A 23869-nucleotide genomic window follows, 5' to 3' on the forward strand; every position below is an offset into this window, starting at 1 on the left:
GCTAATCGTGCCCGCGAGCAAAACCTGCTCAAAACCCTATAGCCCCCCACGGGCTACGTGGAAGTGATTTGTCATTGCCAATGTTGGATTATTTTAGGCATTATGCTGGCGCGGCGGTTTTTGGCGGGGGCCTTGGGCCGGTCGCGGCGAGCAACAATCCGGTGCTGTTGCGGTTAACCAATATCATTTTCGGCGCCACCACGATCTCGACAATATTTCTGTATTTTGATCCACTCCTTGCTGACTTTTGGGAGAGTCTCACCATGACAAAACTGACAAACACCATCTTGCTATCCGCATTGCTTTCCACTGCAATGTGGGCGATGCCCGCCTTCGCCGCCGATCCAGGCTCCGCGAATGCCGGCAACGGCGAAAGCATGCGCGATGTAACATCGGGCGACTACAAACCTGGGCGGGCGAAACCGATCGCTCCGCCGAAACTGACTGAAGACGAAGCCAGCCGTGCAGCGCCGCTGACCGACGAGGCAACGGCAGTCAAATCCTACGGCATCGTCGGACATTCCGCCGATGGCAAGGACATCAAGGTCGACGCCAGCGACACGCTGAGGGACCTTGTCATCAAGGAACTGAATGCGCCGGCCGACGGAAAGAAGTCCGACAATTCCGGGCTGACGGGCGGCGAAGAAGCCGGCCGGCAGGTCTTCGGGGCGGACGACCGCGAGCAGATCAAGAACACCAAGACCTATCCGTTCACCGCGATCGGCTATCTCGAAGGCAAATCGAAGAGCGGCAGCTATGGCAGCTGCTCGGCGACGCTGATCGGCCCGCGCACGGTGCTCACCGCGGCGCACTGCCTCTACAGCCATGAAGACAAGGCCTGGCTCGACGACATCCTGTTCGTGCCGGCGCTCAATGGCAGCACCGCCGACGACGCACCGTTCGGCGCCTTCACCTATGAAAGCGCCTACATTATCCAGGGCTTCATCGACAACTACCAGGGCTACTACGGCTCGGTTATCCCGTGGGATCTCGGCATCGTCACGCTGAAGCAGGATGTCGGCACCAATCTCGGCTGGCTCGGCTATGCCAACTATGAGGATCTTGGCGACTTCACCGCCAACATCGTCGGCTATCCCGGCGACAAGCCGATGGGCACGATGTGGAAGGCGACTTGCGAAGTGCATGCCGAAAACATCGGTGCCGAGTACTTCCAGTACGACTGCGACACCTATCCGGGATCGAGCGGCAGCTCCGTCTATGCCTATGACAACGGCGCCAAGCAGCGCGTCATCACCGGTGTGAACGTGGCTGAAAGCCCGGATGCCAACACTGCCGTGCGCCTCAGCGCCGTCAATGTGCAGTGGATCAACAGCCTCTACAAATAAACCTGACGGTTGTTCGCGCCGAAAAGGCGCGAAGCAGCAATCCAGAAAACCGGCGGCGGGCCATTCCCGCCGCCGGTTTTTTTGTGCCGGCGCGGCTCTCTTGCGCCGGCTTGCATCGGCGCTTACGCTCTGGCTTCCAAGGGGTTGGAGAGCATGGTGCGGGCAGGGACGATCTCAGCGATCAGGGCGATGGCGGCCGCATCCATGCTGGCAACGCTGACATGTTTTCCAGCCTTGGCCAATCAAGGCGGCGCGCCGCAGGCCGGCGCCTGGGCCGAGCGGGTGCAGATCCTCTACCAGAGCGAGACACGCTCGGTGCTGCGCAGAACCGTGCGGGTGTGGGACTTCCATCCGGAGCTGGACCTCGACTTCGTCTGGGAGCCGGCAGCCGGTCAGTCGCCCGACCGGACGATCGCCGCCGACGGCACCGTCAACGGCAAGGGCAGACTGGTCTGGCGGGTGCGCGGCTCGGCGAGCTACGACCCCAAGACCGTCTACTCCAGCTATTTCGGCGAGATCAAAAACGGCCGGCCCGATGGGCAGGGCCGATTTGAGCTCCGCTCGGGCGAGATTCTCGACGGCCGTTGGGCCGCCGGTGAACTCGATGGCGTCGGCATCCATGTCGATGCAGACGGCAATCGCTATGAAGGCGATTTCGTCGCCGGCGTGCCGAATGGCGCGGGACGCTTGCTGTCGAAGACCGGTGAAATCTTTGCCGGTTCATTTGTCGACGGCCTGAAGAACGGCAAGGGTCGAACCCGGCTGCCCGGCGGCACCGTCTATGAGTCGCAATGGGTGATGGGCAAGGAGATTGGCGGCTCGCGTCCCGATGTGCTGGCCGACGCCAGGGTGGGCGGACTGCTCAAGGCCCAGGCCGGCGGCGGCGATGCCGACAAGGTCGAGATCGGCATTGCCGTCGACCAGCGCATGACCCAGCAGTCGGACATGCAGTATCAGCATCTGGTGCGCGACGAGGACATCGCGATCTACCCGAGCTCGGACGAATACAACAACAGCTGGAACGGCGCCGGGCAGATCACCACCAGCAATGTCTACGAAGGCATGGACTGGGAAAATGCGCCGGCCTTCGCCGAGGTCGACCTCAAGACGACCGACCGGTCGAAGGTCAAGCTCGACAGTCTCGAAATGAAAGTTGCCGCCAGCGACGCCTACCGCAAGCCGATGCTGTCGTTGGTCGAGCATTTCGGCTGCGTCGGCTTCCGGCCGGATTTCTCGATCCTCAACAATGGCTGGGGCGAAGCCAAGGACATGAAGATGTCATTGCAGTTCACCACCGTCGATGAGGAAGACAACCCGACCGGCGAGCCCAGCCGGACGTTCACCAAGGACATCGGCACTGTCGGCGAGGGCGCCGACGTGTCGATCAAGAATGTGCTCGCCGAGGTGGGGGTGGATACGGCGAGCCTCGAGACCGGACGCTTTTCCTGCCAGTCGGCCGATGCGCTCAACGTCTGCCGCAGTCAACTCACCAACAAGATCAAGTTCGGTGAGGTTGCCGACTATCTCGGCAACCGCAACCAGGCAATGACGGTCAACGCCATCGGCAAGTTCGACTATTCCTGGTCGGATGATCAAGGCAACGTCACACAGCAGAGCGAGCCGTTCCGCATATCGATGACCCTGGTCGTGTTCGAGATCCCGGAATCATTGGCCGAATGCGGCGACGGTGGCGGCGGCACGCCGGAAGCGATGCGCTATCAGAACATCGAATTCCCGATCGGCAAGCAGGACTACACCATCCCCATGCCGGTGCGCGGCAACAAGAATGTCAGCGCCTATCCGGCGCGGCTGAAGATGTGGTCGTCGATGTCGTCGATCCATCGCTTCAGCATCGCCGCCCACTTCGCCGACGGCAGCATTCGCGAGAGCAAGCCGGTCACCTTCTTCTATTTTCGGCCGAAGGAGGCGCTGTTCCTGACCAAGACCGAACCGGCAGCCTGCTATCTGCCGCGCGAGATGGCGGGCTGCGGCTAGGGTATGTTGATATTCAGGTGATGCCGGCCTGCAAACGGTAGCTTCCTGCGTTTCCAGGAGGCGCCTATTTGCGCCCCATCTCGAAATAGTTGGGCAGCGGAATGAGCCGGGCAAAGATCGTGCCCTGGTCGAAGACGCGCAATTCCAGCATCGAGCCTGACGAGCGCTCGGCGCTCTGGTCGAAGAGGAAATTGCCGAGCGAATAGACCTCCGCCACGTCGCCGCCGCCGAGCGGCAGGAGCGCCTCACTCGACACATGCGGATGGCCGCCGATGATGGCGGTGACACCGCGCAGCCGCATCTGGTCGGCCAGCATGTCTTCGCGCGCCGATGGCTCGGTCTTGTATTCGCGGCCCCAATGCACGAACGCGATCACCGGCCGTTCGGCATTCTCGTGCAGCAGCCGGTCGAGCAAAGCGGGCGTCAGCAGATCGGTGTTCTTCGAGCCGTTGGTGTCGATATCGGTCAGCCCGACGAGATCGAGATCGGCTAGCGCCAGCGTCTCGCCCTGGCCGAAATGCGCAATGCCCGCCGCGTCGAGCGCGCGCAACGTCTCGGCATAGCCCGATGGGCCAAGATCGAAGGCGTGGTTGTTGGCGAGGCCGACAGCGGCGACATGCAATTTCTTCAGCATGTCGACAGCCAACCCCTCGGGCATCGCCAGCGTCATGTCGTCGATGGCCTCCGGTACATTGGGCAAGACGACGCCTTCGAGGTTGACGATCAACGGCCGCGACCGGGTCAATGCGAGGATGTCGTCGACGATCCGCTCAGTGACGCCGTCACGAACCAGAATCTTGCGCATGGCGCGGCCGAAATTCACGTCGCCGGCAAAGTAATAGATCTTGTCTTTCGGCCGAGCCGGGCTGTTGAAGCCGGGACCGAAGGCGCCGAACAGCGCCACGATGTAGCTGGTGGTTCGCTCGACATAATCGCTCGTGTGCACTTGCGAATTCTCATTGGCGATGACCAGCGGACCGGTGCCGAACAGCGCCCGCTGCAGCTTGGTCTGGATATAGAGCGCGCCGACCGAATCGGCGTGATCCGGCTGGCGCAGCGCCGCGATGCCGTCGAGCGAGCCGGCGGCGAGGATGTTCAGCGTCTGCTGGTCGAAGCGCCGCGCATCGTGCTGCGGCAGATAGTGGGAGAAGTCGGTCGATTCGACGATCAGCGTATCGTCGTCGACGATGGCTTTTAGGGCTTCCGCCAGCCGGTCCCAGTCGTCGCGGTGCGCCTTCACAGACATCGCCACCGGGACGATCTCAGCTTCAGGAAAATAGTGATGCAGGAAGGGCAGCATTGCCAGCACGCCATGCTCCTTGGCGAACAGGCAGGACTCTTCCACCATGTCGCTGTTAGTCTCCAGCCGGCGCACCGCCTCGACATCGGCCGCGACCGGGCCAAGCACGGTGTCGAAGCCGCGCGTCGTGGTGGCGAAAAGTTTCTGCGTCTTGTGGAAATGGTCCGGCGACAGGATGACGATGCGTTTGTAGCGGAAGCCGGACGCTGCGTGGAACCCGAGCGCGACAAGATCGGCGGTCAGAAGGTGGTGCGGCACCGTGATGCCGGTCAGCCGCTGGTTGGAGGGTTCGACATCGGCGACCTTGGCGATGGCGTCGTTGAAGAGTGTGGGGTCGTCGTAGAATTGGGGAAAGTTCTCGTTGCCCGGCGGGCAGGCGACGGGTGCCGCGAAGGCGGGAAGGGAAGACAAGACAAGTAGAGCGAGGATAAACATCAGAATGCAGGCTTGCGCCCAGGCGCCCCCCTCTGTCCTGCCGGACATCTCCCCCTCAAGGGGGGAGATCGCTGGCTTCGACCTCGCGACCACTTTTGCGGCATTGAAAATTGGCGAAAGCGGAAATGACAGCCAATCTCCCCCCTTGAGGGGGAGATGTCCGGCAGGACAGAGGGGGGTGTCTTGGCGCCGGCGCCGGCCCCTCATGGCTCAGCCAGGACGATGTTCTCGACGCCGCCGACATAATAGAACGGCCTCTGCTTCGCCGCGGTCAGCCGCACCACTTCGCGCGAGATGTAGTCGGCGAGGCCGAACAGCGTCACGCCGCCGTCGGAGGTTTTGGCTTTGCCGCGCAGGCCTTCGAGGACCGAATAGGTGAAGACGCCATGGCCGAGCTCGGGCAGTTCGGCGGCGGTGTTGTTGGCGGCGGTGGCCGAGAAGACGACGATGCGCGCGTCTTGCGCATCTTTTTCCAGGCGCGGGTTGAAGGCGTTGGCGGCATGGCAAGTGTCGAGCAGCATGAAGCGCATGCCCTTGGCCCGTTCGACAGACTTCTGGATGTCCGACCAATCGACCAGCGACGACCGCTTCCAGCGCTCGGCGTCCTGTTTGCGGCCATCGGTCGGGATGAAATAATAGTCCTCGTCGATGTTGATGCCGTGGCCGGCGACAAAGATGATGGCGGTGTCGTTCTCGCCGGGCTTGTCGAGGAAATCGGCGAGCTGATCGTCGATCGTGTCCGCGTCGGGCTCCAGAACACTGTCGGCGCTGGCGACCCTGAACACATCCTTGCCGCTGTCGGGCGCCTCGTCCAGGACTTCGCGGTTGACCAGCACCAGCGTCTCCATCGAGGAGAACAAAGGCGCCGATTTCTGCGCGATCACGTTGAGGAATTCTGTGGCGTCGTCGACGGGGTAGCGCAGATCGCAGGCGTGACCCGCACAGGCCTCGGTGAGGAAAGGATATTTGTCGACGCCGATGACGGCGACGAAGAGCTTGCCCTTGTTGGCAAGCTTCTCGGTTTTCTTGGCCAGCGCTGTCACGCTGCGCTCGGTCAGGTAGCCGAATTCGTTGGTGCCGGTGATGCGGATGGTGTTTTCGCCATTTTCGACGGGCACTTCGATGATGGTGTTTTTGCCGCCGTCGAGCGAACGCGCGGTGACGTCGCCAACATTGCGGCTGTTCGACAGGATCGAGAAACCGGCGACATTGGCGCCGGCTTCACTGGCCCCGGTGATCTCGACGGCGACATAGCCGTCGCGGACATTGCTCTGGTCGGCGGCAAGCTTGAGGCCGAATTCGGGCGGCTTGCGCTGCAGCAGCTTCTGCAGTTCCTGATCGACGCCCGGCCGCATCTCCTCGACCGCCTGTTCGGCGCTGCGCAGAATGATCGCCCGGCGCACCATTTCCGGGCTCCACAGATATTTCTTCAGCTGACCGGCACTGATGAAGCGGCCCTCGTGGTCGCGGCCCTGGTTGACCTGCCATCCCACCAGCTTGTCGCCCTCATCCGACGAATAATAATAGCCCTGCGGCATCCAGGCGATCCACTCTGAGCCGGCAAAGAACATCGACACGATCAGTTTGTGGGTCTTCAGGTTCCACAGCCGCAAGGTCTGGTCGGCGCTGCCGGTGACCAGCAGGCCGGCATCCTCCGACACGGCCATGGCGTTGATCTCGCCGCTGTGGCCGGTGAATTCGCCGGAGATCCCGGCGGTCGCGGTTCTGTATTCAAGCAGCGTTCCGTCATTGCCGCCGGTGATCAGGCCAAGCCCGTTTTCGATCAGCGTGTAGGCCGAATGGACGAAGCCGTTGGTGGCGTCGTTTTCGATGCTGCGCGCGACCTTGCCGCCGTTGGCGATTTCCAGCACCGCATTTTCGAGCCCGTCCTTGCCGCCCGGCGCGGCGCGAAGTGACCATTGGCCGTCATCCAGAGCCGCCCGCGCATAGGCGTCCTGTCCGGCCGCCGGTTGCGGGTTGTCGAAGAAACGCTCCGCCGTCGGCAATGCCAGCATCTTGTCGAGCCCGCCCTGCCGTTCCGGGCAGGAGACGCGCTCGGGGCAGGGGTTGGCATTGCCCCAGGCGATGACGCCGTTCGTCGCGTCGATGCCGACCGCGGTCACCGGTTCGCCGGCGCCCTGCAGCAGCACCTTGCGCTCGCCGGTCGCGGGGTACCAGACCTGGATGGCGTTGCGGGTGCCGCCGGCGGTCGCCACCAGCGAGCCGTCGGCATTGGCGGCGCTGGCGAAGACGGTGCCGTCATGGCCGCTATAGTCGCGCTCGACCGCGCCGCTGTCGGTGTTCCAGACGATGGAGCGATGCTTGTCGGCACAGCGATAGCCGCAGGAAGCGACCAGCCGCGATCCCGAAGCAAAGGTCAGCGAGCCGATGAGGAAATCCTGCTTCGGCATGGCGCGGACGAGCGTGCCGTCGGCGGCGCGCCAGAGCTGCACCAGCCCGTCCTTGTCGCCGGTGGCGAACAGGCTGCCGTCCTGCGACACCGCGAGCGCGGCGACGCTGATGTCCCGCAACGCTTCGGCCTCGGCGGGCAAGGTGATCTCCTCGCCCTTGGCGACATCCCAGAGCCGGATGCCGTTGTCGGTGGTTGTCGCCGCCAGACGGGTTCCCGAGGCGGCGAAGGCCAGCTTGTCGATATGCCAGGAATCGGCATCGAGTTTGCTGCCCAGCGTCCAGCCGGTCGCCGATGTCCCATCTGCCCGCCACAGATAGACGAAGCCGTCGGCGCCGCCGGCTGCCAGGGTGTTTCCATCTGGGGAGAAGGCGAGGTCATAGATCGCATAGTCGGCGGCCTTCAGAACCGCCTTGATCTTGCCGGTGGCGAAATCGAACAGCCTGATATCGCCATAGGGCGGCTTGTCGCCGAGGCTGGCGCCGAAATAGCCGCCGGCGGCGATGGACTTGCCGTCCGGCGACACAGCGACCGCAAAGATCTTGCCGTCGCTGCCTTGCCCGAGATAGCCGCGAATGGTGCGCAGGCTCACCCCGCTTTGCCAGTCCCAGATGCGAATCGTCTTGTCGTTCGACGCCGAGACCAGTTCCTGGCCATCCGGCGTGAAGGCAAGGTCGTTGACCTGCGCGCTGTGGCCGCCGGTGTTGAGATCGAGATGGAAATCCGGCGCGTCTTCGGCGTGGGCGGCCGGCGCCACCATAAGGGTGCCTGCTACGGCCAGCCAGCAGAGAGCACGCATAAGGGTTGAGCGGCCCGGCATGATGTGCGGCCGCTATTTGGACTGAGCCGGAGGCGGCCCCTGGCGCACATAGGTCTCGATCGCCGCGGCAAAGTTGGAAGAACCGGCCTTGCGTTCCTTCTCTATATAGCCGGCAAAATAGCTCCAGAAGGAAACCGCATAGTCGCGGAAATAAGCGTCAGCCACTTCGCGCGAGCACAGTTTGCCATCGACGCAGATGGAGAGGCGGTTGAGGAAATAGACGACGCGATCAAAATTGTCGCTGAAATCGGCCAGTGGCATGGTGCCGCCAGTTTCCGTCATCGCCTCGATGCCGATGCGCTGCCTGAACACCTGTTCCTCGGTCGGCGTCGGATTGGCGCCCAGCAGATTGTCGTATTTGGCATTGAGTGCCGCCAGCCGCTCCTTGAGCGCCCGTTGCGCCTCATGGAAGTCCTTGCTTTCCCAAAGCTCGACCAACGACATCGTCTGCTCGACACGCTTCTGGTCCTGGTTGGCGAGAAACTGAAAGACCGAAAAGGCCAGGGTGAAGATGATCGCCAGGCGCACGGCCAACCCCGCCCAGGCATAGACCAGCATGCGCCAGTCGCGATCGGTGAAGGGGTTCGATTCCTTCTTGATCTCATGGGCGCTCATCCACGGAAAGCCTTCGGTGGTTTCCGGCAAGGTCTCCGGCTTCTTGTTCGCTGCCGGCGCTTGCGCCGTCAGCGCCTGCTGTGTTGCGTTGCCCCCCGGCTTTTTCATCCGCAGCTGTCCAGTTCGATGGTGGCGGTCGGGTCCAGCACGACGCCGGGCGCTTCCAGTTTTTTCTTCAGGCAATCGAGCTGCGTGCGTGAAATCATGAACTGCACGTCCGGCTCTGCCGGCGCCTTGTTTGGCGACGGCAAGGCCTCGACCACGCCGCGCGAGGCGCAGTTGCTCAAATCGACCACGACGGCGCCGTTGCCGGTCTTGGCGATCTGGTCGTACTGGTCGAGAAAGCAGGTTGCCAGCTCGGAATTGGTGATGATCTGCTTGGCGCACAGGCCGCAGGCCTCATCCGCCGAAGCACTGGTGACGAACAACCCGGCAATGAGGCCGATGGCTGTTCCGCGCCAGGAAAACACTGGGATACTCACGAATGTCCTCGTTCTGTTTCGTCCGGCCCGTCGCGCCGGGGCCGCGAATGTTCACATATCATGCCCGCGCAAGGGCCGTCACGGCAATGCCAGTCAGGGCCCGTCTGGTCCGGTTCAGCTGCGCGGCACCGTCTCCATCGGGAAAATCATCACCGCGCCCTTCGGGCCGCTCTTGTCGGCAAGCTTCATCACCGAGCGCGTCGCCGGCGCCATGCCGATGTCGGTCAGCATGGCGGAGAAGCCTTGCCCGCCGACCGCGCGGGTCGCCGACGGCACGCCGTCCTGCGCGAGGAAGCTCAGATCCTCCTTCTCGCTCTGCGGCGGCGCCTCGGTCAGCACGGCGATCATCCGCTCCATGCCGAAGCTGGTGTCGGTGAAGGCTAGCAGGCCTTCCTTCAAGCCGGCGTCCGGCGACCCGTTGGCGGGAGCCAACCGCTCGGCGACGATATGGGTGATCGAATAGTCGCTGCCGACATAGAGCACATTGATGTCGACATAGGCGTCCGATTCGTTGCGAGCCAGGACATGCACCTGGTCGCCGGGGGAGACGCGCGGCACGGTCGAAGCCTGCAGCGGCTCCAGCGCGTCGCTGTCCTTGCGTTTGATCTGGAATTCGACGCTGACCTCTTCCGGCCGATAGTCGGACGCAGCGGCGAGCCGCGACAGGCCGGTGGCGCGGAAGATCGTCGTCAGGTTCTTGGCGGTTGCGTCGACCAGCTTCTCGCGATCGTCCGGATGGATGATGATCAGCGGCGGCTTGCTGCCGTCCTTTAGCGACACGTCTCCCGAAGGCGTGAGGAACCACAGCGCCGGCTTGTCGGTGGCGTCGTTGGCGGCGCCGGCAATGGCATTTTCGCGCAGCACCGCGAGCCGCAGGTCGGCGCTCTTGCCGGGCTCGACCGGCGCGATGCGGAAGCCTGAATTCTCCTTTGCCGCCAGCTCATCGAGAACCGCATTGACGAGCGCGGTTTCCTTGGCGAGCCCGTCGGTCGCTGCCGGCCGCGCCACCACGAGCTTGTAGTCGACGGCGAGTTCGGCCAGCCGCGCGTAGGCGTTGGCAGGAATGTCCGCCAGCTTCAGCGCCGGCTTGTTGTCGAACTCGACCGGCTTGACGCGGCTTTCCAGGTTTTTCGCCGACTGTACTTCCATATAGCCGAGCGCATCGGAGAGCTGCGACAGCGCCGAGGGTAGGAGGGCGAGTTTGCTGCCGGGGGTGAGTCGGTGCAGCAGTCCGGCGCCGATCGTCGCCTCGTCATCCTTGATCACGACAGGCCACTGCATGACCGCATCGGTCTTGTCGGTGCCGAAGACGCGCGCGTCGAGTTCGCCTTCGAACAGCGGCGTCGGCCGCGTGCGGCTGTCGGCCGAGTATTGCTGCAGCACGGCCTGGCCGAGCTGGCGGTAGGTGACATCAGGGTTCTCGGCCAGTTTCGACAGGATGGTGAAGGTGAACAGGCCGAAGCGCGGCGCATCGGCGGTGCCCTTGGGCAACGGCATCTCAGGCGTCGTCTCGACCGTCTGCGCCGCATAGAAGGCCACCAGCTTGCCCTTGGTGATCGGCTCGCCGCCGGTCGGGGTCAGGTTGAAGGCAGGCTTGCGGGCGCCGTTCTCGTCGAAGCCGCGCGATGCGCCTGCGGTTATGTCGTCATAGCTCTTCACCGCCGCGGCCTTCGCCGCCGCGTCGCCACCGACCAGATCGGCGAACTCGACCTTGCGCTCCATCTCGTCGTCGACCTCGGCGGCGCGCGTCGCCGTGCCGGAGTGGCAACAGTCGAACACGACCCAGACGAAAGCGCCCTTGTCGCGGATGGCGTCGAGTGCTGTGCCAACCTCGTTGTCGACCAGCGCATTCGGCACGCCCTCTTCGCGCTTGACCCATTTGTCGATGTCGACCGGCAGGAAAATCTCGTCGAGGCCGTCGGTCTCGTCGCCCTTCTTCGCCTCGGGTTGCTGGGCGCCATGGCCGGACAGATGCAGATAGACGAAATCGTCGCGCTGTACCTTGGTGGCGAGATCGGCAAGTGCGGCCTTGATTGCCGCGTGCGTCGGCAAGCCGTTGGCGCCCTCGACATCCTTGGCGAGCAACGTTACGTTTTCGGCGGCAAATTTCACCCCGCCGGGTGTGTTCTTCAAGAGATAGTCACGCACCAGACCGGCATCGTTCTTGGGTCCGATCAGCCAGTTCTTCTGCGGCAGGTTCGGGTAGTCGGTGCAAGCGACCAGCAGCGCATGGTAGGTGCGCGAGGCGGCCAAGGCGCGGAACGATAGCGTGCCGGCAACCGTCAGCGCGGACGCGCCGACAAGCAGCGTCCGTCGTGTCAATTTGATCATCATTGCTTCCCCAAGCCCGATCGAATTTCCAAGCGCCGCGACCCTCGTCGAGGATTTTGTCAGCATTTTGAATGTTGTGCGGCGAACCGTCTCGTAATTGGGACTTTCCAGCCGAGAAGGCGCCGATATCGTCTTTGTCAGCCAGAAACAGTAGCAAAAATGACGGTTCGTCGCTATCTGAATGGCACAGGACCATTCGTACACAGAAATAGACTGCCAACGGCGCAGACGGGTTGGAAACAGGATCATGGCCGCAAGGGATGTGCTGACGAAGAACCAGCTGTGCGTGCTCGAAAAGCTCGAGGCTGCCAGCGGGCCGCTCAGCGCCTATACATTGCTCGACCAGCTGCGCGAACGCGGCTTTCGCGCGCCGCTGCAGGTCTACCGCGCGCTCGACACGCTGGTGAAGTCCGGCTTTGTGCACAGGCTCGAAAGCCTCAACTCCTTCGTCGCCTGTGCCGAGCCGCACGATCACAGCCATTCGATGACCGCCTTCGCCATTTGCGACACCTGCGGGCAGGTGACCGAATTCTCCGACCATGATGTCGGACACCGGCTGGACGAATGGGTACGGTCCACGGGCTTCGCCGCCAAGAAAGCGGTGATCGAGTTCCGCGGCACCTGCGCCAAGTGCCTGGCCGAAGCCGCCTGAAACCTGGTTAGTGGGCCTCGTCCCAGTTGTTGGCGGCGCGCGCATCGACATGCAGCGGCACCGACATCGAAACCGCCGGCATCGGTGCATTCTCCATCACACGGCGCACGACCGGGATCGTCGCCTCGACTTCCGCTTCCACCGTCTCAAAAATCAGCTCGTCATGCACCTGCAGCAGCATGCGGGCCGAGAGCCCGGCCTTGTCCAGCGCATCCTCCATGTGGACCATGGCGCGACGGATGATGTCGGCAGCAGTGCCTTGCAGGCGCGCGTTGATCGAGGCGCGTTCGTTGAAGGCGCGGATCGAGGGGTTTGACGATCTGATCTCCGGATAATGGATGCGGCGGCCGAAGATGGTTTCGACGAAGCCGTGTTCGCGGGCATAGGCCTTGGTCGCCTCGATGTAATCGCGAATGCCCGGGAAGCGCTCGAAATATTTCTTGATGTAGGCGCCGGCCTCATCGCGCGGGATCGACAGCTGGTTGGCGAGACCGAAGGCGGAAATGCCGTAGATGATGCCGAAATTGATCGCCTTGGCGCGGCGGCGTATCTCGCCGGGCATGCCTTCGACCGGCACGTTGAACATTTCCGACGCGGTGATGGCATGGATGTCGGCGCCATCGGCGAAGGCCTGCTTGAGCTGCGGGATCTCGGCGACATGGGCGAGCACGCGCAATTCGATCTGGCTGTAGTCGGCCGAGACCAGCTTGTTGCCCTTGTCGGCGATGAAGGCCGTCCTGATCTTGCGCCCTTCGGCCGTTCGCACGGGGATGTTCTGCAAATTGGGATCGGAGGACGACAGCCGGCCCGTCGTCGTCGCGGCAAGCGCGTAGGAGGTGTGGACGCGTTTGCTGTCGGGATGGATGAAGCCGGGCAGCGCGTCGGTGTAGGTCGATTTCAGTTTGGTGAGCTGGCGCCAGTCGACGATCTTGCGCGGCAGTTCGTGGCCTTCGGCGGCGAGGTCTTCCAGAAGCTGCGCCGAGGTCGACCATTGCCCGGTCTTGGTCTTCGATCCGCCGGGCAGGCCCATGCGTCCGAACAATATGTCGCCGAGCTGCTTGGGCGAACCGATGTTGATGCGCTCGCCGACGAGCTGGTAGATTTCCTCCTCCAGCCGGGCGGCACCTTGCGCAAGTTCGCCGGACAGCCGCGACAGGATCTGCCGGTCAACAGAAATGCCGCGCTGCTCCATCCTGGCCAGCACCGGCACCAGCGGCCGCTCCAGCCGCTCATAGACCGAGACCAGCCCCTTGGCGGCGAGCCGCGGCTTCAGCACCTGCCAGAGCCTGAGCGTCACGTCAGCGTGGCCGGCGGCGTAGGCGGTTGCCCTGTCGATATCGACCTGCTCGAAACCGACCGAGCTTCTGCCGGAGCCTGCGAGGTCCTTGAGTGGTGTGGTCGCGTGGCCAAGCCATTTGTCGGCAAGAGACGACAAAGTGTGGTGGCCGGTGCCGGCGTCGAGCACATAGGAAATCAGCATGGTGTCGTCGAAGGGCGCGATATCGATGCCGTGGCGGCTCATGACGACAAGGCCGGATTTCAGCTCCTGCGCGATCTTGAGAACCGATCTGTCTTCCAGCAGAGGCTTCAACAGGGCGAGCGCCTCGCGGATCGGGACCTGATTGTCGAGCGCACCGCCGCCGAGCAGATCACCGTTGCCGCTCTTGTGGGTCAGCGGCACATAGGCAGCGCGGCCGGGCGCGGTGGCGATCGCCAGGCCGATGAGCTCGGCCTGCATCGGATCGGGCGAGGTGGTCTCGGTCTCGAAGGCGAGGATGCCGGCGGCCATCGCCTCTGATATCCAGGCCTTCAGCGTGGCGGTGTCGCGGATGGCGACGTAGGCGCCGGTGTCGATCTTGCCCGCGGAGACTGCTTCTAGGCGAAGTGCCGAGAGCAGGGAAGGGGTGTCGCCTTGTTTTGCCGCTTCCGCCCTGGGCGTGCCCGCCGCCGCTTTGCCTGTCCGGGTGTCCGCCGTGCTTTCGGCGACAGGCACTCCCGCCCCGACATCGGGGCCATGCGCGGTATCGGCGCGCTCGACCGTCACAGCGACAGCCTGGACGTCGCCGGCCTCGGTTGCGGTGGCTTCCGCGACGCGGCGGGTCAGCGAGGTGAACTCCATGGTCTTGAGGAAGCCGATGAGCTTGGGTCCGTCGGGTTCATGCAGCACGAAATCGTCGAGCCCGTCGGTCACCGGAACGTCGTTCTTCAGCGTCACCAGCTGGCGCGAAATGCGCGCCTTGTCGGCATTGGCGATGATCGATTCGCGTCTTTTGTCCTGCTTGATCTCGCCGGCGCGGGCGAGCAGCGCGTCGAGGTCGCCGAACTGTTCGAGCAATTGCGCTGCCGTTTTCGGCCCGATGCCCGGCACGCCCGGCACATTGTCGACGGAATCGCCGGTCAGCGCCTGCAGGTCGATCATCTTTTCCGGCGGCACGCCCCATTTCTCCACGACTTCGGGAACGCCGATCTGGCGGTCCTTCATCGGGTCGTACATGCCGACCGTGGGGCCGACCAACTGCATCAGATCCTTGTCGGAGGAGATGATGGTGGCGTCGCCGCCGGCTTCGCTGGCGAGGCGGCAATAGGTGGCGATGAGATCGTCGGCCTCGAAGCCTTCCATCTCGATGCAGGGCAGGTTGAAGGCCTTGGTCGCCTGGCGGATAAGGCCGAATTGCGGGATCAGGTCTTCGGGCGGCGCCGAGCGGTTGGCCTTGTATTCGGGGTAGAGCTCGTTGCGGAAGGTTTTCGACGAATAGTCGAAAATGACCGCAAAATGCGTCGGCACCACACCGACATCGGTGTTGCGGGCATCCAGCATCAGCTTCCACAGCATGTTGCAGAAGCCGGAAACGGCCCCGACCGGCAGACCGTCGGATTTGCGGGTCAGCGGCGGCAGCGCGTGATAGGCACGGAAAATGTAGCCGGAGCCGTCGATAAGGAAGAGATGATCGCCTTTTTTCATGCCGGCAGGGATAGCGCGGCATGATGCTGCGGTCCATGGCAAAGGCGGCTTCAACCAGTGGTTCCAGCAACACCCTGACAGAGTGGTTGGCTCACGCACATGTTACAAAAGTGTAATTTTGGCGCCCTTGAAACGCCACGTTCGAAGACACAAATAAAGCGCATCGGCAGTTTTCGCCGAGTCCGGAGCAAGGCCCGTCCCCCGCCTATCCCGGACACTTGCGGCAGCCTATCCCCCTCTCCGGGCTGCCGCATCGTTTCGAGTAAAACGCCGCCGTGGTTCCCCCTCCACCACGGCGGCATTTTTTTGCCTTGCGACAGCTGTTTGTGGCCCGTGGTCCAATGATCGCGGGCTTTTCGTTCTGGAGACGCGCCGTTAGGGTTGCCGCTCAGAATCGAAAGGCTTGACCCGATGTCCGCAGTTTCCCCCGTCCTCGACCGTCTCGACACCAATTTCGACCAGAGCCTGGAGCGGCTGTTTGGCCTGCTCAGGATCAAGTCGATCTCAACCGATCCGGCCTATGCCGCCGACTGTCGCAAGGCCGCGGAATGGCTGGTGGCGGAGCTCAAGCTGATCGGGTTCGACGCCAGCGTGCGCGACACACCCGGGCATCCGATGGTGGTTGCGCATCATGACGGGCCTGCCGGCTCGCCGCATGTGCTGTTCTATGGCCATTACGACGTGCAGCCGGTCGACCCGATTGAGCTCTGGGAAAACGACCCGTTCGCACCCGCGGTGAAAGAGATCGCGCCCGGCCACAAGGTGATCACCGGTCGTGGTTCGGCCGACGACAAGGGGCAGCTGATGACCTTTGTCGAGGCCTGCCGCGCCTGGAAGCAGGTGCATGGCAATCTGCCGTGCCGCGTCACCATCCTGTTCGAGGGCGAAGAGGAGTCCGGCTCGCCGTCGCTGAAGCCTTTCCTCGATGCCAACAAGGCCGAGCTCAAGACTGATTTCGCGCTGGTCTGCGACACCGGCATGTGGGACCGCGAGACACCGTCGATCTGCGTCTCGCTGCGCGGCATGGTCGGCGAGGAGATCACCGTCAAGGCCGCCGATCGCGACCTGCATTCCGGGCTCTACGGTGGTGCCGCCGCCAATCCGATCCGCATCCTGGCGAAAATCCTGGCCGACATCCATGACAAGGATGGCCACATCACCATTCCCGGCTTCTATGACGGCGTCGAGGAGACGCCGTCGCAGATCCTGAAATCCTGGGAGACGCTTGGCGAGACGGCCGAAACCTTCCTTGGGCCTGTTGGCCTGTCGATCCCATCCGGCGAAAAGGGCCGCTCGGTGCTCGAACTGACCTGGGCACGGCCGACCGCCGAGTTCAACGGCATCATCGGCGGCTACACCGGCAAGGGCTTCAAGACGGTGATCGCCGCGGAAGCCTCGGCGAAGGTGTCGTTCCGCCTCGTCCACAAGCAGAATCCCGAGAAGATCCGCGCTGCTTTCGAAGCCTTCGTCAGGGAGCGCATTCCGGCCGACTGCTCGGTCGAATTCCACCCGCATGGCGGCTCGCCGGCGATCCAGCTTTCCTACGACTCGCCGTTCCTGGCCAAGGCCAAGGACGCGCTCTCCGACGAATGGGCGAAACAGGCGGTCACCACCGGTGGTGGCGGCTCGATCCCGGTGGTCGGCGATTTCCAGACCTATCTCGGCATCGAATCCCTGCTGGTCGGCTTCGGCCTCGACGACGACCGCATCCATTCGCCCAACGAGAAATACGAGCTGACCTCCTTCCACAAGGGACAGCGCTCCTGGGCGCGCATTCTCGATGCGTTGACGCGCTGAGAGGGGCCAAAAGACAAGTTTCTGTTGATTTTTCATCACATCGCGGCGAGGACGGAGCACGCCGCGACCGGAGAAGACAATGGCCGACATCCGTTTCCACAAAAATGACCTGCCCGACCTCTCGCACTACAATGTCGGGGCGGTGGCCATCGACACCGAGACGCTGGGGCTGAACCCGCATCGCGACCGGCTTTGCGTGGTGCAGATTTCGCCGGGCGACGGCACGGCCGACGTCATCCAGATCGCGCCCGGCCAGAAGAAGGCGCCGAACCTCGTCAGCCTGCTCAGGAATCGCGGCATCACCAAGCTGTTCCATTTCGGCCGTTTCGACATCGCCGTGCTCTACAACGCTTTCGGTGTCATGGCCGAACCGGTGTTCTGCACCAAGATCGCCTCGCGGCTGACGCGCACCTACACCGACCGGCACGGGCTGAAGGACATCTGCAACGAACTTCTGGGCGTCAGCCTGTCGAAGGTCCAGCAATCGTCGGATTGGGCGGCCGAGACACTGTCGCCCGAACAGCTCGAATATGCCGCGTCCGACGTGCTCTATCTGCACCGGCTGCGCGACGTGCTGGCCGGGCGGCTGGCGCGCGAGAACCGGACCAGGGAAGCCGACGCCTGCTTCCGCTTCCTGCCGACGCGTGCCAAGCTCGACCTGATGGGCTGGGGCGAGGAAGATATTTTCGCCCACAGCTGATGGCTTTAGCGGGAACCAGGACGCTAACCGCTGCGTTCTGTCGGCTCAAAGAGGGATGACATGACAGACCGCAAGCCGATCTCCACCGCGCCAATGGACGGCTCCAAGATCACTGTCCAATGGAAAGACAGCGACGGCGTGATCAACGAATCTCCCGCGCAATATCGCGACGATGGCTGGTGGGTCTATGTCGACAGCAACACACAGAAGAAGGTCGAGCCGACCAGCTGGCGGCCTGCTTCTAGCGACGATGACGACGAGTGACGCCGCCGCTGGCGGGACCAGCTGCTTTCGAATAGCCTGAAGCCGTTGAAATCGAGGCCGATTCGGAGCCTTCGCTCCGTCGCCTCATCCTTGCGGAGGAACTCGCTATGGGTATCGAAAGCCTGCTCGTCTTCATAATCATCGGTGCTATTGCCGGCTGGCTCGCCGGCCTCATCGTCTCAGGCTTCGGTTTCGGCCTGATCGGCAACATCATCGTCGGCATCGTCGGTGCGTTCATCGCCGGCTGGCTTTTCCCGAGGCTCGGCTTCGCCATCGGCGGCGGCATTCTCGGCTCCATCATCAACGCCACGATCGGCGCCGTCATCCTGTTGCTGCTGGTCAAGGTCTTGAAGCGAGCGTGAGGCTCGAACTTTTTATTGAACGCAATTCCTGAGGAAAACCGCCTCACACTTTTCCTGGAATTGCTCCAAAAAGGGCGCGCCATGAAACAGAATACGCTCTATCTCATCATTGGCGCGCTCATTGTCGTGGTCATTGCACTCGGCATCTACGTCTATCGCGAACAAACCAGGCCGAAAGGCGTGGAACTCAAGATCGACGACAAGGGCATTTCGATCCAGCAGAACTGAGCGCATGCTGCGGAGCGTGATCTGATCCTCGACGACGCGACAGGGCCGGACGACGACGAGATCAAGATGTCCGTCGAGGATTGGCTGAGGTTCAACCCTCAGCCCAAGTTCACCACCGGCATTCGCGACCGGCTGCGGGTGTTTCGATTCCTAAGAAAGCCGCCGGCGTCAAGCGCATTGCATGTCCGGCAGGCGGCGTTCTCGGATACCATGGTCGCCACGGTGGCGTTCAACCGGCCAGACGTGATCGAATGGCAGATCTATCTGGTGCGCCGGCACCTGGCCGAGCACGACGGTTATATCGTCTTCGACAACAGCAGCAATGACGAGGCCAGGCTGGCCATCGCCGATCTATGCCAGCGACAGCGTGTCCCCTATGTCGGCCTGCCCAGAAACAAACTGTATGTCAGCGCCTCTCATGGTCTCGCGCTGAACTGGATCATCCGCAATTTCGTCAGAAAGGTCCGGCCGCTGCGGTTCGGCTTCATCGACCACGATATCTTTCCCACCGAGACGTTTTCCATTCGCGAGCGGATGCAGGGCAAAATTCTCTACGGCTATCCGCGCCGCGATACGCCGACACCGGGCGGCTGGTTCCTGTGGCCGGGTTTCTGTTTCTATGACGGAAGTGTGCTGCGGCGGCGCCTGGATTTTGCGCCGAGCGGCAAATTCCACATGGATGCCGGCGGCGGCAACTGGCCGCGACTTTACCGCTCGGCCGATCCGCGCCAGATCCGGTTCGCCGAAAAGAAATGGCACCGCTTCGGAGCCGGCCGCAGCCTCTATGACGGCTTCTTCAAGGAGATCGACGGCTGGCTGCATGTCGGCAACGCTTCGCAGTGGAAGCAGCCGCAGGTCGACCGGCGCGAACCACTCGGCGCCTTGCTGCGGCAAGCGGCTGGCGCCGATGCGCCGGATGTGGCGTTCGCGCCGATCTGACCCTGTTTGGCCAGGCTGAGCCAACTTAACGCGCCTTTAAACTGCCGCATCTACTCTTCAACCCGAACGCCATAGTCATCGGGACAGACAGCGCAGCGCATGGCGAACCGCAAAGACAGCCGCATCGAACCCAGCTTCGAGGGAACGCCACGGGCGAAATCCCCGGCCGGTTTTTCGGTGAGCGAGGAGGATCGCGTCGTGCCGAGCAGCCGCAAATCCTCTGCAGGACGTAAATCCGCCAAGGCGAAATCGTCGCGCCGGGGTCGCGGCCGAAGCCGGCGCGGCCTGTTCGGGGTGCTTGCCCGGTTGTTCTACTGGTGCTTCGTGATGGCCATCTGGGGCGGCATCGCTGTGGCCGGCATCGTCGTCTATTACGGCGCCAAAATGCCGGCGGCCACCACCTGGTCGATCCCTGACCGCGCCCCCAACATCAAGATCGTTTCCGTCGACGGCCAATTGCTGGCCAATCGCGGCATGAGCGGCGGCGAGGCTGTCGGCCTGCACGAAATGTCGCCCTACATCCCCGAAGCCGTCATCGCCATCGAGGACCGCCGCTTCTATTCGCATTTCGGCATCGACCCGATCGGTCTTTCGCGCGCCATGGTGACCAATGTTCTCGGCGGCCATTTCTCACAGGGCGGCTCGACGCTGACCCAGCAGCTGGCCAAGAACCTGTTCCTGACGCCGGACCGCACGCTCGAACGCAAGGTGCAGGAGGTGCTGCTGTCGCTGTGGCTGGAGCACAAGCATACCAAGGACCAGATCCTCGAAATGTACCTCAACCGGGTCTATTTCGGCTCGGGCGCCTATGGCGTCGAAGCGGCCTCGCGCCGCTATTTCGGCAAGAGCGCGCGCGATGTCACGCTCTCGGAAGCAGCCCTTCTCGCCGGCCTGTTGAAGGCGCCGTCGCGGCTGTCGCCGGCGCGAGACCCGAAAGCGGCCGAGGAGCGCTCGCAGCTGGTGCTCGCCGCCATGCGCGACGAGGGCAAGATCAGCGCCAAGGAGCTGGCGTTTGCGATGAGCGCGCCGGCGACGCGCTCGCCCTCCTACTGGACCGGTTCGGAAAACTACGTCGCCGACACCATCATGGAAGAACTGCCCGACCTGATCGGCGCCGTGCGCGGCGACATCGTCGTCAACACCACGGTCGACCTGAACCTGCAGAAGCTCGCCGAACAATCGATCCGCCGGCTGATCGACGAGAGCGGCAAAAAACTCAATGTCAGCCAGGGCGCGCTGGTGTCGATCGACAATTCCGGCGCGGTGCGCGCCATGGTCGGCGGCTATGATTATTCGACCAGCCAGTTCGACCGCGCCTCGGAAGCCCGCCGCCAGCCAGGCTCGGCGTTCAAGCCTTTCGTCTACATGGCGGCGCTGGAAGCCGGCCGCACGCCCGATAGCGTGCGCAATGACGCGCCGATCAAGATCGGCAAATGGACGCCGGACAATTACGGCGGCAAGTATTTCGGCAAGGTGACGCTGGCGACCGCACTGGCGAAATCGCTGAACTCGGTCGCCGCACAGCTGACCATGGAAGTCGGGCCCGACGCGGTGGTCGAGGCGGCGCACCGCATGGGCATCCAGTCCGACCTGATCGCCAACACCTCGATCGCGCTCGGCACCTCCGAGGTGACGCCGCTGGAATTGACCTCGGCCTATGTGCCTTTCGCCAATGGCGGCTACAAGCCGGACATCCATTTCATCCGTCGGGTGACGACCACCGAGGGTAAGGTGCTGTTTGACGACAATGGCGGCAGTGCACCGCGCGTCGTCAAGACGGAGATCGTCGGCATGATGAACTCGATGATGACCGGCACGGTCGAGACGGGCACGGCGAAGAAGGCGGCTTTCGCCTGGCCGGCTGCCGGCAAGACCGGCACCAGCCAGAATTCGCGCGACGCCTGGTTTGTCGGCTACACCGCCAATCTCACCACCGGCGTGTGGTTCGGCAATGATGACGGCAGTCCGATGAAGAAGGTCACCGGCGGCGCGCTGCCGGCTCAGGCCTGGCATGAGTTCATGGTCGCAGCACATGAGGGCGTGCCGGTGCGGCCATTGCCCGGAACCTGGAAGTCAACGCCGGCCGATACGATCGTACAGGACGAAATGCCGTCATCCGGTCCAGCACAGCCGGCACCGGTGCCGCCGGCGTCCGTCGGCCAATCCGCGCCGGCGCCACGGGCGGCTGTGCCGGTCGCCCAGGCGCCTGCGCCGACGCGCGCGCCGCGGCCGGCCGAAACGGTCGATGCCGATGGGCTGGCGATGCCGGGCGACGAGGGCACTACCGCTTCGATCAAGCACCCGGTGCCGCCCGGCAATGTCGGCGGCCCAACCAAGAAACGGCAGACGTCGATCCTCGACATTCTCAGCGGTGGCTAAGCGACCCCTCGCCACCGCAATCGCCTTCCGCTACATGTCCGGCTGGAGACAGCGACATGGCCGAGACCGACACCAGAAAAACCATCGTGCTGACCGGCGCCAGCCGCGGCATCGGCCATGCCACGGTCAAGCGCTTTTCGCGCGAGGGCTGGCGGGTCATCACCTGCTCGCGCCAGGCCTTTGCCGAGGATTGTCCGTGGCCGGCCGGTCCGGAAGACCATATCAAGGTCGATCTCGCCGATCAGGAGGATGTCGGCATCGCCGTCTCGGAAATCCGCCATCGGCTGGAAGCGCATGGCGGCCAGTTGCACGCGCTGGTCAACAATGCCGGCATTTCGCCGAAGCTCAAGGACGGCAACAGCCGCATGAATTCGATCGACACGCCGATGCATGTCTGGCGCGACGTGTTCCAGGTCAATTTCTTCGCGCCGATCATGCTCGCGCGTGGCCTCTTCAAGGAGCTTGCCGCAGCGAAAGGCTCGATCGTCAATGTCACCTCGATCGCCGGTACCCGCGTGCATCCTTTCGCCGGTACGGCCTATGCGACCTCGAAGGCCGCACTCGGCTCGCTGACGCGCGAAATGGCGCATGATTTCGGCCCGCACGGCATCCGCGTCAACGCCATAGCGCCCGGCGAAATCGACACCGCGATCCTGTCGCCGGGCACCGACAAGATCGTCGAGACCATACCGCTGCGGCGGCTGGGCACCACGGCCGAAGTCGCCGACATCATCTTCTTCCTGTGCTCGCAGCAGGCGTCCTATGTGACGGGCTCGGAAATCCACATCAATGGCGGCCAGCACGTGTGAGCGGCTGACTTCAGGCTGGAGGCAGCTCAGCCGGCTATGGTGAGGACAGCCTTGCCGCTGAAGCTGCGCTGTCGCAGGGCGTCCAGGGCTTCGGCGATGTCCGTCCACGGCACGGTCAGGGCCACGCGGGTTTCCAGCCAGCCAGCCGCGACCAAAGCGAGTAGCGAGGCGATGTCGGCCCCTATGGCTGGACCGGACGTATAGTAGGCGAAGGTCTGAAGCCTCGCCCCCTCGTGACCGGGAACGAACTGGCGGAATCCAACAGGCGTGAGTTCGCCACTGCTCGAACCGAACATAACGATGGTCCCGCCGGGTGCGACACGTTCGATTGCGTGTGCGAGGCTTTCGCCGCCGACCGACTCGGTAATCAGCGAGAACGGCCCCTCAGCCCGCTCGATCGACTCGACGACCTGCCCGGCTCCCAGGCCGCGGAGATCCTCGGCATGCCGGGCGGCGGCGACCGCGGTCACCGAAGCGCCTTGCTTGCGGGCGATCTGGATCTGGAAACGGCCGACCGCGCCGCTTGCGCCGGTGATCAGGACGCGCTGTCCCGCGAGGTCACCGCCATGGCGCAAAGTCCTCAGCGCCGTCGTGCCAGCGACAGGAAGCGTGGCGGCGGAACCGAAGCTGACCTCATCCGGAAGGACGGCGAGACGGTCGATCGAGACGGCGACACGTTCGGCCCAGCCGGCCTCATCGACCAAAGCCACAACTCGGGCGCCGACGGCTGGCCCGGAGCCATCTTCTGCCGCGCGGTCGACAATTCCAACGATGTCCTGGCCTGGTATCCAGCCGTTCGGACGTATGGTGAGCAGGCGCAACTCGCCGCGGTTCAGCGAGGTTGCGTGGACCGAAACAAGCGCTTCGTTCGCGACCGGCTGGGGTTCGTCGACCTCGGCGAGCCTCAGCCCGGTGGCGCTATCGGAAGCGATGACGAGGGCGAGCATGGGGTCGTACCTTCCTGCCGGTTCGTGGATGCGCCGGACCCTATCGGCTTCCCCGATCAAAGAATTTAGCTATCATGGCAAATAGTCGCTAAAAGT

18 protein-coding genes are annotated in these 23869 nt (G+C 63.5%); 11 read left to right on the forward strand and 7 right to left on the reverse strand.

Annotation, left to right across the window (positions count from 1 at the left end; all coding sequences use genetic code 11):
* The first annotated feature begins 263 nt into the window (after positions 1-263).
* Positions 264-1346, forward strand: a complete 1083-nt coding sequence (locus AC1DX6_RS26810; protein ID WP_477318941.1) for a trypsin-like serine peptidase — start codon at positions 264-266, stop codon at positions 1344-1346.
* A gap of 189 nt (positions 1347-1535) precedes the next feature.
* Positions 1536-3341, forward strand: a complete 1806-nt coding sequence (locus tag AC1DX6_RS26815; RefSeq protein WP_477318943.1) for an MORN repeat-containing protein — start codon at positions 1536-1538, stop codon at positions 3339-3341.
* A 64-nt stretch (positions 3342-3405) separates the two neighbouring features.
* Here the strand turns inward: AC1DX6_RS26815 and amrB are convergent, their stop codons facing one another.
* The 5 genes from amrB to AC1DX6_RS26840 all read right to left on the reverse strand — a co-directional run bounded on the left by amrB (position 3406) and on the right by AC1DX6_RS26840 (position 11734).
* Positions 3406-5124 (reverse strand): AmmeMemoRadiSam system protein B, encoded by a 1719-nt coding sequence (gene amrB / locus AC1DX6_RS26820; RefSeq protein WP_477318945.1) that lies wholly within the window; start codon positions 5122-5124, stop codon positions 3406-3408.
* A 155-nt stretch (positions 5125-5279) separates the two neighbouring features.
* On the reverse strand, positions 5280-8246 hold the full coding sequence (locus AC1DX6_RS26825; protein WP_477318947.1) for a caspase family protein: 2967 nt from the start codon (positions 8244-8246) through the stop codon (positions 5280-5282).
* A 72-nt stretch (positions 8247-8318) separates the two neighbouring features.
* Entirely contained in the window at positions 8319-9029 is a 711-nt protein-coding gene (locus tag AC1DX6_RS26830) for a DUF4760 domain-containing protein (RefSeq protein ID WP_477318949.1), read from the reverse strand.
* Positions 9026-9403, reverse strand: coding sequence for a hypothetical protein (locus tag AC1DX6_RS26835; RefSeq protein WP_477318951.1), 378 nt, complete (start codon positions 9401-9403; stop codon positions 9026-9028). Before AC1DX6_RS26835 ends, AC1DX6_RS26830 begins: the two co-directional genes overlap by 4 nt.
* 114 nt (positions 9404-9517) lie before the next feature.
* The gene (locus AC1DX6_RS26840) at positions 9518-11734 is read right to left on the reverse strand and encodes a caspase family protein (RefSeq protein ID WP_477318953.1); all 2217 of its coding nucleotides are present in this window, start codon (positions 11732-11734) and stop codon (positions 9518-9520) included.
* Positions 11735-11981: 247 nt separating this feature from the next.
* On the opposite strand from AC1DX6_RS26840, the gene AC1DX6_RS26845 reads away from it, so the two are divergent.
* Positions 11982-12386 (forward strand): Fur family transcriptional regulator, encoded by a 405-nt coding sequence (locus AC1DX6_RS26845; RefSeq protein ID WP_023675234.1) that lies wholly within the window; start codon positions 11982-11984, stop codon positions 12384-12386.
* Between the two features lie 7 nt (positions 12387-12393).
* Here AC1DX6_RS26845 and polA read toward each other — a convergent pair whose 3' ends face one another.
* Positions 12394-15348, reverse strand: a complete 2955-nt coding sequence (polA, locus tag AC1DX6_RS26850) for a DNA polymerase I (protein ID WP_477318955.1) — start codon at positions 15346-15348, stop codon at positions 12394-12396.
* A 411-nt stretch (positions 15349-15759) separates the two neighbouring features.
* Here polA and AC1DX6_RS26855 point away from each other — a divergent pair, with 411 nt between their 5' ends.
* From AC1DX6_RS26855 to AC1DX6_RS26890, 8 genes are all read left to right on the forward strand, one after another.
* Positions 15760-17145, forward strand: coding sequence for a M20/M25/M40 family metallo-hydrolase (locus AC1DX6_RS26855; RefSeq protein WP_477318956.1), 1386 nt, complete (start codon positions 15760-15762; stop codon positions 17143-17145).
* A 79-nt stretch (positions 17146-17224) separates the two neighbouring features.
* Complete coding sequence (locus tag AC1DX6_RS26860; protein WP_477318958.1) at positions 17225-17845, forward strand: ribonuclease D; 621 nt, start codon at positions 17225-17227, stop codon at positions 17843-17845.
* A gap of 60 nt (positions 17846-17905) precedes the next feature.
* Positions 17906-18109, forward strand: coding sequence for a hypothetical protein (locus AC1DX6_RS26865; protein WP_477318960.1), 204 nt, complete (start codon positions 17906-17908; stop codon positions 18107-18109).
* A 107-nt stretch (positions 18110-18216) separates the two neighbouring features.
* Positions 18217-18471 carry a GlsB/YeaQ/YmgE family stress response membrane protein gene (locus AC1DX6_RS26870; RefSeq protein ID WP_477318962.1) on the forward strand — a complete coding sequence of 85 codons (255 nt, stop codon included), beginning with the start codon at positions 18217-18219 and terminating at the stop codon, positions 18469-18471.
* Positions 18472-18552: 81 nt separating this feature from the next.
* Positions 18553-18699, forward strand: coding sequence for a hypothetical protein (locus AC1DX6_RS26875; RefSeq protein WP_473582237.1), 147 nt, complete (start codon positions 18553-18555; stop codon positions 18697-18699).
* 66 nt (positions 18700-18765) lie between these two features.
* A complete protein-coding gene (locus AC1DX6_RS26880) occupies positions 18766-19638 on the forward strand; it encodes a hypothetical protein (RefSeq protein WP_477318964.1) in 873 nt (290 codons plus the stop codon).
* Between the two features lie 99 nt (positions 19639-19737).
* Positions 19738-22017 carry a transglycosylase domain-containing protein gene (locus AC1DX6_RS26885; protein ID WP_477318966.1) on the forward strand — a complete coding sequence of 760 codons (2280 nt, stop codon included), beginning with the start codon at positions 19738-19740 and terminating at the stop codon, positions 22015-22017.
* Positions 22018-22073: 56 nt separating this feature from the next.
* On the forward strand, positions 22074-22826 hold the full coding sequence (locus AC1DX6_RS26890) for an SDR family NAD(P)-dependent oxidoreductase (RefSeq protein ID WP_477305150.1): 753 nt from the start codon (positions 22074-22076) through the stop codon (positions 22824-22826).
* Positions 22827-22852: 26 nt separating this feature from the next.
* On the opposite strand, the gene AC1DX6_RS26895 is transcribed toward AC1DX6_RS26890, so the two are convergent.
* Positions 22853-23773 carry a zinc-binding dehydrogenase gene (locus AC1DX6_RS26895; RefSeq protein ID WP_477318968.1) on the reverse strand — a complete coding sequence of 307 codons (921 nt, stop codon included), beginning with the start codon at positions 23771-23773 and terminating at the stop codon, positions 22853-22855.
* Between the last annotated feature and the right edge of the window lie 96 nt (positions 23774-23869).

The organism is Mesorhizobium sp. P2_C4, assembly GCF_056404575.1.